This window comes from Aquamicrobium zhengzhouense (assembly GCF_016124105.1).
GTDB classification, from domain to species: domain Bacteria; phylum Pseudomonadota; class Alphaproteobacteria; order Rhizobiales; family Rhizobiaceae; genus Aerobium; species Aerobium zhengzhouense.
Map to the genome: position 1 here is coordinate 21035 of NZ_JADGMQ010000018.1, position 13982 is coordinate 35016.

General features: G+C 61.5%; 12 protein-coding genes. 3 read left to right on the plus strand and 9 right to left on the minus strand.

Annotation, left to right across the window (positions count from 1 at the left end):
• Positions 1-51 precede the first annotated feature (51 nt).
• The 6 genes from IOD40_RS17915 to IOD40_RS17940 all read right to left on the minus strand — a co-directional run bounded on the left by IOD40_RS17915 (position 52) and on the right by IOD40_RS17940 (position 8470).
• Entirely contained in the window at positions 52-810 is a 759-nt protein-coding gene (locus IOD40_RS17915; RefSeq protein ID WP_198478076.1) for a 2,3-dihydro-2,3-dihydroxybenzoate dehydrogenase, read from the minus strand.
• A complete protein-coding gene (locus IOD40_RS17920; RefSeq protein ID WP_198478077.1) occupies positions 807-4667 on the minus strand; it encodes a non-ribosomal peptide synthetase in 3861 nt (1286 codons plus the stop codon). The genes IOD40_RS17915 and IOD40_RS17920 overlap by 4 nt, the downstream gene beginning before the upstream one ends.
• Before the next feature lie 125 nt (positions 4668-4792).
• Positions 4793-5029, minus strand: coding sequence for a phosphopantetheine-binding protein (locus IOD40_RS17925; RefSeq protein WP_198478078.1), 237 nt, complete (start codon positions 5027-5029; stop codon positions 4793-4795).
• Positions 5030-5041: 12 nt separating this feature from the next.
• Entirely contained in the window at positions 5042-5680 is a 639-nt protein-coding gene (locus IOD40_RS17930; protein ID WP_198478079.1) for an isochorismatase family protein, read from the minus strand.
• Positions 5681-5684: 4 nt separating this feature from the next.
• Positions 5685-7307 carry a (2,3-dihydroxybenzoyl)adenylate synthase gene (locus tag IOD40_RS17935; protein ID WP_198478080.1) on the minus strand — a complete coding sequence of 541 codons (1623 nt, stop codon included), beginning with the start codon at positions 7305-7307 and terminating at the stop codon, positions 5685-5687.
• Positions 7304-8470: an isochorismate synthase gene (locus tag IOD40_RS17940; protein ID WP_198478081.1), complete on the minus strand. Its 1167-nt coding sequence runs from the start codon at positions 8468-8470 to the stop codon at positions 7304-7306. Before IOD40_RS17940 ends, IOD40_RS17935 begins: the two co-directional genes overlap by 4 nt.
• 238 nt (positions 8471-8708) lie before the next feature.
• Here IOD40_RS17940 and IOD40_RS17945 point away from each other — a divergent pair, with 238 nt between their 5' ends.
• A complete protein-coding gene (locus IOD40_RS17945; protein ID WP_198478082.1) occupies positions 8709-9194 on the plus strand; it encodes a cytochrome b in 486 nt (161 codons plus the stop codon).
• A gap of 11 nt (positions 9195-9205) precedes the next feature.
• Positions 9206-10324, plus strand: coding sequence for an ABC transporter substrate-binding protein (locus IOD40_RS17950; protein ID WP_210336971.1), 1119 nt, complete (start codon positions 9206-9208; stop codon positions 10322-10324).
• A 52-nt stretch (positions 10325-10376) separates the two neighbouring features.
• On the opposite strand, the gene IOD40_RS17955 is transcribed toward IOD40_RS17950, so the two are convergent.
• The 3 genes from IOD40_RS17955 to IOD40_RS17965 are packed head-to-tail and all read right to left on the minus strand — an operon-like array spanning position 10377 to position 12932.
• Positions 10377-11120: a siderophore-interacting protein gene (locus IOD40_RS17955; RefSeq protein WP_198478083.1), complete on the minus strand. Its 744-nt coding sequence runs from the start codon at positions 11118-11120 to the stop codon at positions 10377-10379.
• Positions 11121-11136: 16 nt separating this feature from the next.
• On the minus strand, positions 11137-11943 hold the full coding sequence (locus tag IOD40_RS17960) for an ABC transporter ATP-binding protein (RefSeq protein ID WP_198478084.1): 807 nt from the start codon (positions 11941-11943) through the stop codon (positions 11137-11139).
• Positions 11940-12932 (minus strand): FecCD family ABC transporter permease, encoded by a 993-nt coding sequence (locus IOD40_RS17965; protein WP_198478115.1) that lies wholly within the window; start codon positions 12930-12932, stop codon positions 11940-11942. The genes IOD40_RS17960 and IOD40_RS17965 overlap by 4 nt, the downstream gene beginning before the upstream one ends.
• A 135-nt stretch (positions 12933-13067) precedes the next feature.
• Here IOD40_RS17965 and IOD40_RS17970 point away from each other — a divergent pair, with 135 nt between their 5' ends.
• A complete protein-coding gene (locus IOD40_RS17970; RefSeq protein WP_198478085.1) occupies positions 13068-13961 on the plus strand; it encodes an alpha/beta hydrolase in 894 nt (297 codons plus the stop codon).
• Positions 13962-13982: the final 21 nt, after the last annotated feature.

A 13982-nucleotide genomic window follows, 5' to 3' on the forward strand; every position in this document is an offset into this window, starting at 1 on the left:
TGAAGCATTGCTACAAAAGGTGACCTAAAAACTCAAGTTAAATTTCGGTCATCACGCGCGCATCGTCGCGCCGCCGTCGACATAGAGATCGGCCATGGTGATGTGGCTGGCGCGGTCGGACAGGAGGAACACGACAGCGTCGGCAATATCGTCAGGCGTCGCGAGCTTGCCGAGCGGAATGCCGGCCTTGAACGTTTCGAGCGAGCCGGCGATGACGTTCTTTGCGCCGTTCTCGTCGGCCCACATGCCGGTCTGCATCGGCGTCAGCGTCGAGCCGGGGGCAACGATGTTGCAGCGGATGCCATGCGGCGCGAGTTCGATGCCAAGGCAGCGCGTGAACATGGTCGAAGCGGCCTTCGACGCCGCATAGGCCGCCATGGCGTGGCGCGGAATCCCGGCAGCATTCGACGAGACGGTGACGATCGCGCCCTTATTGCGCGGGGTCATGACGCGGGCGAGCGCACGCGAGACATGGAAGACGCCATCGGTGTTGACGGCAAAGACATTGCGCCAGGTGGCATCGTCCGTTTCGGTGACGATGTCGGTGGCAAGAATTCCGGCGACGTTGCAGCCATAGTCGATGGGCCCGAGCGTTGCTTCGACCTCGGCGATGACGGCGTCGACGGCGGCACTGTCACGCACGTCCAGCGCGCGGGTTTCGCAGCCAAGGTCAGCGATCTGCGAGATATCGAGGTCGGTCGCGACAACGCGGGTGCCTTCGGCAAGAAGCTGGGCGACGAGCGCGCGGCCAATGCCACCCGATGCGCCGGTGACGAAAGCGAGCTTTCCTTCAAGGCCGGTCGGTTTCATCGGCTAGTCTCCGTGTCGAGAAGGTCGCGAAGCTGCGGCGCGATCTGCGCCGTCGCCTCGGTCGAGGTCAGTTGCGAGTGCTTGAACGGAACCTCGATGACACGCAGCGAAGCTGCATGCGCGCTCCAGAGGTCGGAGGTGAGGTTCGTGCCATGATGGTCATTGCCAGCGCGGACATGGACCAGTTTGCCATCAAAGCGCTGGTGATAGTGGCCGCGCACCAGACGGTTGGTGTCGAGCACCGAGCGCACGACGCCGTCGAGCGCTGCCGTCGGCAGATTGCCGATTGGGCTATCGCCAGCGCGAAGGAAAGCGAGAATGTCGTCGCGGGTTTCGAGATCTGGATGGGCTTCCGGGTCATAGCCCGCGATGGCGAGAAGCGCACGCAGTGCGGCGCGCTCATCCGGCTCGGCTTCGGCACGCCAGCATTCGGCCGGATAGGCGTCGAGGAGGGCAAGAAGGCCGACCTTGTCGCCTGCGGCCTGAAGCTTGGTCGCCATCGCGTGCGCAATGATGCCACCGACCGACCAGCCAAGCAGGTTGTAGGGGCCTTGCGGCTGCACAGTGCGGATGGCGTCGGCGTAGGCAGAGGCCAGTTTGTCGAGGCTTTCCGGCAGTGACTTTTTCGGATCGAGCGCTGGCGACTGCAGGCCGTAGACCGGACGGTCGAGTTCGCGCGCCAAGCCGCGATAGCACCACGAAATGCCGCCTGCCGGGTGGATGACGAAGAGCGGGCTCTTGTCTGCATTGTCGCCCGAGAGCTTGATGAGGTTGCCGAGACCATCGTCGCTTGTCGCATCCGCATCGAGGAAGGAAGCGAGCGAGGACAGCGTCGGATGCTCGAAGATCGCGCCGAGGCCGGCATCGCGGCCAAGCACTTCCTGAATGCGGAGCGTGAGATTCACCGCCAGAAGCGAATCGCCGCCGAGTGCGAAGAAGTCGGCATCTGCGCTGGCGGGCTCAGAAAGACCGAGCACTTCGGCAAAAAGGGCGGCCAGCATGATCTCGGTCGGGCCGCTCGCCTCTCTGAGACCGGTGTCTTCAAAGCTTGGTGCGGGGAGCGCTGCGCGGTTGAGCTTGCCGTTCGAGGTGACCGGCAATTCGTCGATCACGACGAAGGCCGCCGGGATCATGTAGTCGGGGATGGTGGCTGCGAGATGGCGCTGTATCGCATCGTCGCAATAGGTCTCGCTCGGCACGATATAGGCAACGATGCGCTTGTCGCCGGGGCGATCTTCGCGCGCCATGACGCCGGTTTCGCGGGCAAGGCCAGACGACATGATCGCGGCTTCGATCTCGCCAAGCTCGATGCGCAGGCCGCGGATTTTCACCTGATGGTCGGAGCGGCCAAGGAAGACGACGGCACCGTCGGCGCGGAAACGCGCAACGTCGCCGGTGCGATAGATGCGCTCGCCGGGGCGGAATGGATCGGGCAGGAACCGATCGTCGGTAAGGTCAGAACGGCCAAGATAGCCGCGCGCCAACTGGACGCCGCCAAGCCAGAGTTCGCCGACGACCTCAGCCGGAACCGGCTTCATATTGGCGTCGAGCACGTAAAGACGCGTGTTCCAGACCGGGAAGCCGATGGGGACGGGCAGCGACGTGTCATCCTTGGCGGCTGGCCAGTAACTGACATCGACGGCAGCTTCGGTCGGGCCGTAGAGATTGTGCAACTCGCCGTCGATCGCCTTGTGGAAGCGGTCGCGGTGGTCGGCGGTCAGTTCTTCGCCGGAGCAGAAGACACGGGAAACTTTCAGGCCGTCAACGCCCGGCCAGGCAAGGAAGGCCGATAGCATTGACGGCACGAAGTGCAGCGTCGTGATCGCTTCGTCGCGAATGATTTGCGCAATCGCAGCCGGGTCGCGATGGGCGCCGGGCGCGGCAACGACCAGCGTTGCGCCGCACATCAGCGGCAGGAAAAATTCCCAGACCGAGACGTCGAAGGTCGCTGGCGTCTTTTGCAGGATGCGGTCATGCGCGCCGAAATCGTAATGCGTGCGCATCCATTCGAGGCGGTTGACGATGGCGCGGTGCTCGATGACCACGCCCTTGGGCTCGCCTGTCGAGCCCGACGTATAGATGACATAGGCCATGTCGCCGGGGGCGGGCAGGGCAAGCTCCTGCGACGAAGGCGCACTCGGCCAGTCGCTCGGAAGAACCAGCGGAATGTCACCGTCGAACAGCGGCGCGGTCTCGTCATTGGCGAGAACGCAGATCGGCTGAGCCGAGGTGAGGATCCGGGCGATACGATCGCGCGGATGTTCGGTGTCGAGCGGCAGATAGGCTGCGCCCGCACGTAAGGTGGCGACGAGCGCGATGACGAGTTCGAACGATCGCGGCAGGGCGACGGCAACGATCTTGTCTGCGCTGGCACCGAGAGCGATCAGCTTTTCCGCGAGCGCTGCGGTACGGGCATCCAGCTCGCGATAGGTCATCGTTTCGCCGGCGAAGCGCAGTGCCGGTGCGTCCGATGCCTTGCGCATGCCCTCAACGATCAGCTGCGTTAGCGAGACATCGCGAACGTCGTGGTCGGTCGCGTTGAGATCGAAGATGAAGCGCTGGGCTTCGTCGGTTGAGGCGGTCGGGACTTCCGACAGCGTTTCCGCCTTGAGCGCGTTGGTGAGGAACGCAGCGAGGCGTTCGCCATGCTGGCGCGTCACCTCTTCCGAATAGAGGTTTGGATTGGTGTCGGTCTCGAACAGCAGCTCTTCGTTGGCATCGCCACGGAAGGTGAAGGTGATATCATCGACAGCGCCGGCACCCAGAATGTGGAGCGTGACATCAAGGCCGGCCATCTTCGGCGCGACGTCGAAGGGCTGGACGTTGACCATCGCGCCAAACAGACGACGGGCACCACCGATGAGGCCAAGGTCGCGGCGCATCTGCTCAGAGCGATAGCGGCCATGACGGCGGGCCTTGATCAGATCCTTGGCGACGGCGGACAGGAACGCCGGCATCGGCTGCTTATCGTCGATGGCAACACGCAGCGGCAGAACGTTCATCAAGGTGCATGGCACGCGTGCGGCCTTGCTGCCAAGACGGCCCATATGCGGCACGCCGACGACGACTTCGGCCGTGCCGGTAAAGCGCTGGCAATAGGCAGAGACGAGCGCGGTCAGCACATCTGGCCAGGTGACTTTGGCGGCCTGCGCTACGCTGCGCAGATTATTGAGCACTTCGCCACGCAGATGCATGGTGTGGCGACGGAACGAATGCGCGGAGACCGGGCGCCCCTGTGCCATCGAGCCGGGCTCGGGCAGGTTGGCGAGATAATCGTGCCAATAGGCGCGGTCGGTCTCGCGGCGCTCGGCGGTGAGATAGTCAGCGTTTTCGGTAATCGCCTGTTCAAGCGGCGGGAAGGCCGGGGCTGGCGTTGTGCCATTGACGGTGGCCGAATAGAGCTCAGCAACGCGATTGGTGATCAGCACCCAGCCATAGCCGTCGATGGCAAGATGATGGACGCGCTCGTACCAGAAGAAGCGCTGGTCGCTGATTTGGAACAGCGTGAAGGCAGCGATTGCATCGCGCGTCAGATCAAGCGGGGTGTCGGTGTCCTTGCGCATCGCGGCATGCGCAACGCTCTCGGCAGCAACTTCGCCGCGAAGATCAACGAAGCCGAGCGTCGGGCGCGTTGACGGATCGAGAAATTGCACCGGGCCTTCGGCGCTTTCGGCAAACCGCAGCGTCAGCGCCTCGGTCTCGCCGACCATCTGATCAAAGGCGGCGCGGAAGATGTCGACGTCGAGTTTGCCGACGATCTCCAGATACTGGCCGGTGTTGAGGATCGGGTTTTCCGGCTCCAACTTCTGGAAGTACCAAAGGCCGGACTGTGCTTCAGTCAGTGGAAACCGCGTCATATCAGTGCCCCCCGGATTTGGCATGTCCGCATGGTGCGGCGTCTGGGTCAGACGCGCTAAGAGCGCTGCTGCCCGATCATGGTGTCACGCGAGATGCGTGAAAAAGCTGTGTTGCCTGTTGAGGGTCAGCTTGCGGACTGGCGCTTTTCGACGGCGTTCCACCACGCGCCAAGCGTGAAGTGTTCGGCGAATTCGCCAAACTCGAGATCAACGCCGGCCTCCTGCCAGAGCAGGATCAGGTTCATCAGCCGCATGGAATCGAGGCCGAGATCCATCAGATTGTCGTCAACGCCGATGGCTTCCGGCTCTTCGCCGATCATCTCGGCAATGTCGGCGCGCATCTTTTCGAGCGTCACAGCCATGTCAAACTCCTTTCAGACGAGCGCGGCGATAAGCTGCGCCGTTGTCATCGGCACGCCGCAGCGGCCCGCAACCCAATCGAGAGCAAGGTTATGCTTCTCGCGCGAAAAATCTGCCAGCGCATCGGCGGCAAAGAAGGGCTCGATATCGAGCTGGAAGGCTTCGCCCGCCGTCATCATGCAGCCGATATGGGCATAGATGCCGGTGATGATCAGTTGGTCGCGCTTGCGCGCGCGCATCAAGGTTTCGAGGTTCGAGCGCTGGAACGCGCTGTAGCGATGCTTGACGAGAACGAAGTCGGACGCCTCAGGCGTGAGTTCATCAATGATCGCCTGATGCTCGGGCGCAGTCGACATGCCGGGCCCCCACAGATCAGCCTGAAGGCCGCGATCGCGGCGGTCCTGATTGCCGTTCTGCGCGGTGTAGAACACCGGAATGCCTTGCGCGCGGCAATGGGCGGCAAGCTTGGCGATATTGGCAGCCGCCGGCGCGATGGGCGAAGCATCACGCTCGAATGCGCCAACGAAATAGTTCTGCATGTCGTGGATGAGGAGCGCAGCACGGCTCGTCTCCACCTTCCACGGACCACGCGCGGCAGGAATCTCGTCCTCGCGCGGCAGGTCGTAGCTGGCGATCTTGGGAAGTCCGGCCATCGGATCAGGCTTTCTTTTCGAGGAAGTCCGCACGCAGCTTGGCGCGCAGTTCCTTGCGGCTGATCTTGCCGACTGCTGTGGTCTGGAATTCGCTGACGAAGACGATCTGATCCGGCACCTTAAAGTCGGCGACCTTGCGCGTGCGCATGAAAGCCTTGAGTTCGGAGGCCTTGGGCTGTTCGCCTTGCGGGATCACGAAGGCGCAGCTCTTTTCGCCAAGGAACGGATCCGGCAGCGACACAACGGCAGCGTCGAACACGCTCGGATGCGCGAGGAGGTGATCTTCGATCTCCTCAGCCGAGATCTTTTCGCCAGCGCGGTTGATGTGGTCGGTGGCCCGGCCCTGAACGACGAGGTAGCCCTCGGGCGTGCGCTTGACGACATCGCCGGTGCGGTAAAAACCGTCCTCTGTGAAGGAGCGCGAATTTGCGCCCGGATCATTGTGATAGCCGCGAATGGTGTAGGGTCCGCGGGTCAGAAGATTGCCCGGCTCGCCTTCTGGTACCGGATTGCCCTGATCGTCGACGATGAGGACTTCATCATCGGCGCTGATCGGACGGCCCTGCGTCTCAACGATGATCTCATATGGATCATCAAGGCGCGTGTAGTTGACGAGGCCTTCGGCCATGCCGAACACCTGCTGCAAGGTGCAGCCAAGGCTACCTTTCACCCGGCGGGCAGCTTCCGGCATGAACTTTGCACCACCAACCTGCAAAATCTGAAGGCTCGACAGATCGTAGCTCGTCTTCGGCGCGGCCTGCATCCAGAGGAGCGCCAGCGGCGGAACAAGACCGGTGATCGTCACCTTTTCGCGCTCGATCAGCGCAAAGGCCGTTTCCGGTGATGGCGATGGGCACATGACGACCCGCGATCCGGCATAGAGCGCGCCAAAGACGCCTGGCGACGACATCGGGAAATTATGCGCGACGGGAAGCGCCGACATGTAGACGCTGTCGGCATCAAGACCGCAGATCTCGGCGCTGGCTCGGAACGAATAGATATAGTCGTCATGCGTGCGCGGGATCAGTTTGGACAGGCCCGTGCTACCACCCGAAATCTGCAGGAACGCAACCGACGACGGGGACGGATCAGCAGGTAGAAGCGCGGCGTTGGCCTTGAAGCTCGACAGGGCGACGAACTCTTCGGCTTCGCCAACAACGATGACGTTCTTGATCGCAGGAACAGCTGCAACGACTTCACGCGCCAGCGTACGGTAGTCGAAATTGTCGTAGCGCTCGGCGATCACATAGGCGGCAGCTTCCGACTTCTGCGCGAAGTGGACGATCTCGGTCAGACGATGGGCCGGCAGGGCGTAGACGGGAATGAGACCGGCGACGAACAAGCCGCAAACGACCGAGAGGAATTCCGGGATATTGCCAAGCTGGACAACAACGCGGTCGCCCGGCTGAAGGCCAAGCGCGAGGAAGCCGGCAGCATTGGTTTCGGCCTTGGAGAAAAGCTCGCCATAGGTCCAGCTGGTGCCATCGCCGCCGGTGACGGCGACGCGGTCGGGATGCTCGGCAGCACGCTCGCGCAGGAAGCCCGGAAAGGTCTCACCGCGCCAGTAGCCGCGTTCGCGATAAAGCCGTGCCAGTTCGTCCGGCCAAACCTGTTGTAGCGGAATCATGCCGCGATCTCCTTGAGCGGATAACCGCCTTCATCAATGCCAAGAGCCGACAGCATGGCGAGAAACTTGGCGGACGTTTCGTCGATCTCCGCTTCCGGCTCAGAACCTGGAACGATGCCTGCGCCTGAATAGACGCGAACATTGCATCCGTTGACTTCTGCGCATCTCAAGGCGACGTACCACTCGCCGTCGCCGGAGCGATCGACCCAACCGACCGCACCGGCATAAAAGCCGCGGTCATATTCTTCGAGTTCCCTGATCGCAGCTGCCGAAGCAACTCGAGGCATGCCGCAGACCGCAGGGGTAGGATGCAGAAGGGCAGCGAGTTCAGCTGCACTCGTATCATCACTTTTGAGCGTAGCGGTGATGCGCGTTCCGAGGTGCCACATGGTCGCGGTCGCGCGAAGGGTGGTGCCGTCGGGGATGAATATGTCCGTGCAGTAGGGAGCGAGGAGGTCGGTAATGGCCTCGATCACCTCGCGATGTTCACGCTGGTTCTTGTTCGAGTTCTCGAGCCATCTGGCGGATTCGCGATCACGAACCGGGTCGATATAACGACGGGCGGAGCCGGCCAGCGGGTGCGAAACCACTTGGCGGCCTTCGCGTGAAACAAGAAGTTCCGGCGTCGCTCCCATCAAAGCGGCAGTGCCCCCGGGAAGCGGCGTCTGGAACGCGGTTACCGACGTATCCTGTGACAGATGCTGCATCAGTGCCTCGCGATCGATCGGCTGAGGAGCCGTGATGGCCAGACTGCGCGACAAGACGATCTTGCGCAGCTCCTCTGCCGAGGACTTTGAAGCCTCCATCATCGCAAGGGCGCGCGTGACAGCGGCGCCGTAATTCTCCGCAGGCGGCTCGGCAGAGACGATCCATGGCTGCGAGCCTAGGTCACCGGCACGCGTCGCACGTCGTGGCTGGAACTTTGCAAAGGAGAGCTCGGCAGGCTGATAAAGGTAGTCGCGGGCCTCGCGGTCAAATGGCATTGCGCCGACAAGGCGATCTGCTCCGTCAGCATGTTGCGCGAAGAATGACGCGACGCGCGCACCTAATGTCGAGGCAGGTCCAGGCTCGAGTTCACGCTTCAGGCCGCTCGCAGTGAGATTCCCGGCCGGTGTCAGCAACCTGAAAACATTCGGTGCGTGTTGATGAAAATCAGAACTCATTTGCCTCGCGTCTCCTGCCGCTTCGTCAGCGAACGCTGCGTCGGAATCGACCGTTTCACGCAGAACGTTTCCCTTGTTCTATGAAGATTGGGTACGTTCGTCCCGCCAGATCACGGCATGTTCAGATGCCGTATTCCCGGGAGGAATATAAATGCGAGTGAAAAAGTCAACTTACATTCTCGCAATGTGGTCCGCTTTGGGATAGGCCACGGTCCGGGAAAGGACTTTAGGGCGCAGGATGACGCAACCGACTTACGATAGGGTATCGATCTGGCTTCACTGGCTGATTGCGGCGGCTATGGCGATACAGTTCGCGACCGGCTGGCTATGGGGCATCTACGAAAGAGGCAGCGAGCCGCGTTTCATTCTGTTTCGCATTCACATTGTGGTTGGGAGTGTGATTTTCGCGCTCGCCCTTATCCGGATCAGCTGGCGGCTGACGCACAAGGCGCCACCTCCGCCAGCTGGAATGTCGCGCGCGACATTCATCGCTTCAAAGGCGGCGCACGGGCTGCTTTACCTTGCGATCATCGTTCAGCCCCTGCTTGGGCTGCTCACGATTACGGCCTTTGGCAAGAGCATCGGCCGCTGGCCGCGCGACCTCCATATGATTCTCGTGAACGTCATTGCGGCGATCATTCTAATCCACGTCGCGGCGGCGATCTGGCACCAGTTTGTCCGTCTCGACAATCTCATGCGGCGCATGCTGCCATCGCGTATCTGAGGAGCGGATCAATGTCTTTCATTTCGAAGATATATCGCGGGATTTGCGCTGTTGCCCTTCTCGCGCTTGGGGCTGTCGGAGCAGCGGGAACCGCAGCCGCGCAGATCGTGGTAACGGACGTCAGTGGACGTGAAATCCGCCTTGAGGAGCCAGCGAAGCGCATCCTGATCGATGACGGACGCTATCTTGTCGCTCTGTCGCTGATCCACCCTGATCCGGTCAGTATCCTGTCTGCATGGCCCAAGGACATTCACCGGATCGGCGAGGCCTATTATCGGGATTTCGCCGCCAAGTTCCCGGCAATCGAGAGTCTGAACCAGACGTCGAGCTCCGCCGGGAGTTTTTCGGTCGAGCAGGTGCTGGCCTCCGAGCCGGATCTGGCGATCTTCTCGCTGCAGTCGCGCCCTTCCGAGATCGAGATCAGCCAGCTGGAGCGCGCGGGCATCCCGGTGGTGGTTATCGACTTTTTCAACCACCCGCTGGAGAATTCGGAGCCAAGCTTTCGTCTCCTTGGGGCCGTCACCGGGCGGGAGCAGCAGGCCGAAGCGTTCATAAAGCTGCGGCGCGAGCGGATCGACATGATCAGGTCGCGGCTGGAGGCGGACAGTTCCGCTCGGCCAAATGTGATGCTTGAGCCACATGCCGCGCGCACAGAAGAATGCTGCCCTTCACCCGGCAAGGGGAATATTGGCGATTACATCGAACTTGCCGGAGGCACCAATATCGGTGCCGATGTCATCAAGGGCATCACCGGCGTTCTAAATCTGGAATATGTGATCGAGGCCGATCCGGATGTCTACATCGCAACCGGTGGCCCTCACATGCAGGGCACGCAAGGGCTGCTGATCGGTCCCGGCTATGACGAAGCTACGGTTCGCACAACGCTGGATCGTGTGCTCGCTCGTCCAGGAATATCGGGCCTGAAAGCGGTGCGCGAGGGGCGTGCCTATGGTCTGGCGCACCAGCTTCTCAACTCCCCCCTCGACATCCTGACGATAGAGACGCTGGCGTCCTGGATACGCCCGGATCTTTTCGCCGATATTGATCCGGAAGAGACGATGAAGCGGCTCAACGAGGATTTTCTGGCTGTACCCCTTCAGGGCATCCACTGGATCGCGGTCGGGAAATAGTGCTCGAACTCCCGCGCTCTGCGGGAGTTGCCGGTTCTGCGCAGGTTTTGACTTAGTCGTCGACGTGGTCGTGGCCGCCGACGCGGTCTGGACGCCAATAGCCTTCCGAGGAGATCTGCTCACGGGTCAGGCCGCGAGCGATGAGGGCATGTCGCTGACGCCGTACGTTGCTGGTCTCGCCGATGATGAGCGCGCGGCCGATGCCCTGCGGCAGTTCAAATGCCTCCACGGCATCAAACATCAAGTTGTTCGGGCCAGCTGGTGCCCCGTTGCGGTGCAGCCAGCGAATGTCGGCATCGGCCTTGGTTTCGATCGCAATTTCGCCGGCTGGCCCGTCCGTTTCGAGGAACACATAAGCCCGCTTGCCTTCGGGCATGGTCTCCAGGATGTGTGCGAAGGCGGGAATGCAGGTTTCGTCGCCCGTCATCAGGTGCCAGTCAGCAGAGCTGTCGTAGGTGGTTTTTCCACGCGGTCCGCGCGCGACAATCGTGTCACCAGCCTTGGCGGATTTTGCCCAGTCCGTGGCCGGTGAAGCGCCGTGCTTGAGGAAATCGACGTCGAATGTTCCTGCGGCGCGGTCCATGGAGCGGATCGTGTAGTGCCTGCGACCCGTTTCGCCGTTCGGCAGCGTCATGAAAAAGACGATGGCCTGCCCTGGCAGGTAGTCAAACTCAGCGATGTCATCGCAGGTGAATGTGACCCGGTGCATGTTGGGTTCTGCATCAGCGCTGGAAATGACCCGTAGGGTCCAGTCTCGCAGGTTGGCCTTCCCGGTGGGTGCAGGTGCCGTGCTCATGGACATTCCTTTCGAGTTAAAAGTCCCTGTCACAGACGATGCCGTCTACCATGACCTGGACGAAACCGCGGCTGCAACGTTCGACGCGGGCTTCGATGCCGTAGACGCTGGCCAGGGTTTCAGGGGTGATCGCCTTGGAAGGCGCTGCATCTGCGGCAAGGCCGCGTGGGGATAGAACGAGGATACGCTCGCACCAGCGGCAGGCAAGTGCGATGTCATGAAGCACCACGATGGTGATGGTGCCGCGTTCGACACCAAGCTCCTGAACAGCGCTCATCACTCGGTGCTGATGAGCAAGGTCCAGTGCGCTCGTTGGCTCGTCAAGAAGAAGGACAGCGGGCTTTCGCGCAATCGCCTGGGCAAGGCTGGCAAGCTGGCGCTGACCGCCAGACAGTTCGTCAAGACCGCGCATGGCCAGATCAGCAATGCCTAGCCGCTCCAGCGTCGTCATGGCAATCTGGCGAGCTTCAGTTGAGGAGGTCAGGCCCTGCGATGTGCGCAACGCGCTCAGCATCGCTTCATATACGGTCAGGGCAACGCGCTGCGGCAATGATTGCGGCATATAGCCGACATGCCTGGAATATTCGGGAAGCGACAGGCGCAGCAGGTTGGTATCGCCCAGATGGATCTCGCCGCTTGCCCGCTGCAGTCCCGCAAGCCCGCGCAGAAGAGTCGACTTGCCCGCCGCGTTGGGGCCAACAAGCGCGGTCAACGTCCCCGGTTTAAAAGGAGCCAGCGTCAGATCCTTGATAACGGGGCGCCTGGCGTACCCGATCGAGAGACCGCTGACCTTCAACTGCGTGTTTTTAGGGCCGTTACTCACGTGCGCTCCCTGCGAAAGAAGATGAGCGCAACAAAGAAGGGAACGCCGATCAGGGCGGTGACAATGCCGACCGGAAGGATTGCTCCGGGGACGATTGACTTGGCGACCACGGATGACAAGGACATCACGAGCGCGCCAGAGAGCATGGAGGTCGGCAGGAAGAAACGGTGATCTTCGCCGACCAGCAAGCGTGCAATATGCGGTCCGACAAGGCCGATAAAGCCGATGGTTCCGACGAAGGCGACCGCGACACCGGCAAAGATGGCAACCCGCAGAAGCGCCATGAAGCGCAGGCGTGGCACGTTGATGCCAAAGCTGCGGGCGCGGTCTTCGCCAAGGCGCAGCGCTGTCATGGGCCAGGAAGCGCGCAGCGAAAAGGGCCCGATCAACACAAGAATGAGAGCCAGGATGCCGATCTTGTCCCATGTGGCGCGCGATAGGCTGCCCATGCTCCAGAAGACGAGTTGCTGCAATGCTTCTTGCGAAGCGATGAACTGGATCACCGCCACCAAGGCGTTGAAGGTAAACACCATCGCTATGCCGAAAAGAACCAGCGTTTCGGGGCCGGTTCCACGCAGGCGCGCAAGTGCCTGCAAAAGCAGGACGGAGCCAAACGCGAAAATGAATGCGTTGGCGGAGATTAGATAGGTGATGTCCATCCCGGGCCAGCCAAGGCCGAGAACGATCGCCAGCGCCGCGCCGAGCGAGGCTGCAGACGAAACGCCGAGCGTGAACGGGCTTGCCAGCGGATTGTTGAGGATGGTCTGCATTTCAGCGCCGGCCAGAGACAAGGCTGCGCCAACCAGAAGAGCGATAACGGCTTGTGGCAGACGTACGTCCCACACGATGATCTGCTTTGGACCGGACAATTCTGACGGGAAGAAGATGCCGCGCACCGCTTCTATTGCCGACAGGCTGGATGGTCCGGTGGCAACGTCCGCAAGAAATGCAAGCACTGCGGCAGTTGCGAGCACGGCCATAATGGCCATGCGGCGCCGTACGAGCCGGTCATACTCCGCAAGGTGCGGAAATTCTGCACTTCTGTCTGCCACGCGGGTTTCCCGATTGTCGGCCTTCAGCGCCGTTGCGCCGCCCTTGGCCGCATATGGACCGGGCGCCCGCTTATGAGATACATGAAACTGATCGTCAAGTTTGAGCGCATCAATATGCCAGTTACTTCTCCCGCCGGGCTGTCGCCTGCAAAGCTCCCACCTGAAGAAGCGGCCCTCGCCATCTTCAATGGTGAACCATGTTCCCATCGGCTTACACGCCAGGCGGTCCAGACACGCGATGGCAGCCGATATCAATTGTTTGTCGCAACGCCGATGGAGGTGATCGCTGGGTCCGCGCGGCCTGTCCTTTATATGCTCGACGGGAATGCGGCTTTCGATGCGTTGACGCCGGGCCTACTCGCTGCGGTGCCGAACCTTTCAATTGTCGGTGTCGGCTACGACACAAATCTGCGCTTTGATCGGCCAAGCCGCTCGCGCGACTACACGCCGCCGCGCGATGCCAGTGATCCGAAGCCTGATCCCCAGCGCCCGGAGCGACTCGTCGGCGGGGCTTCGCTTTTCGTCGCTCGCCTGATCAATGAGTTGGTTCCTTATGCCGAGGCGGAGCTTTCGTTCCATGCGACCACGCGCTCGATCTGGGGACATTCGCTTGCCGGCATGTGTGTCCTGCATACGCTCTTCACCAGGCCTGGAGTCTTCAATCGCTATATTGCCGTCAGCCCGTCACTTTGGTGGGAGGACAGGCTATTGCTGCGACGCGAGGAAGAGATTGCGGCGGACCAGCTCGGTACCGCTGACCTCCTCATCATGCTCGGCGATAGTGAGCGTCGTTCAAGCCCCGAGGGCCCGCATTGGGATGGGCCCGCGCCGCATACGCTAGAAATGATCGAACGGTTGAGCCAGCGCCCGGGGATCAGCGTATCGCATGAAATCTTTGCCGGAGCAGGACATGCAGCGACGCTTCCAGCTTCGCTGGCACCTGCGCTTGCCTTCGCTGCGAGGTAAATTTCACACAGTTTCCAGGAA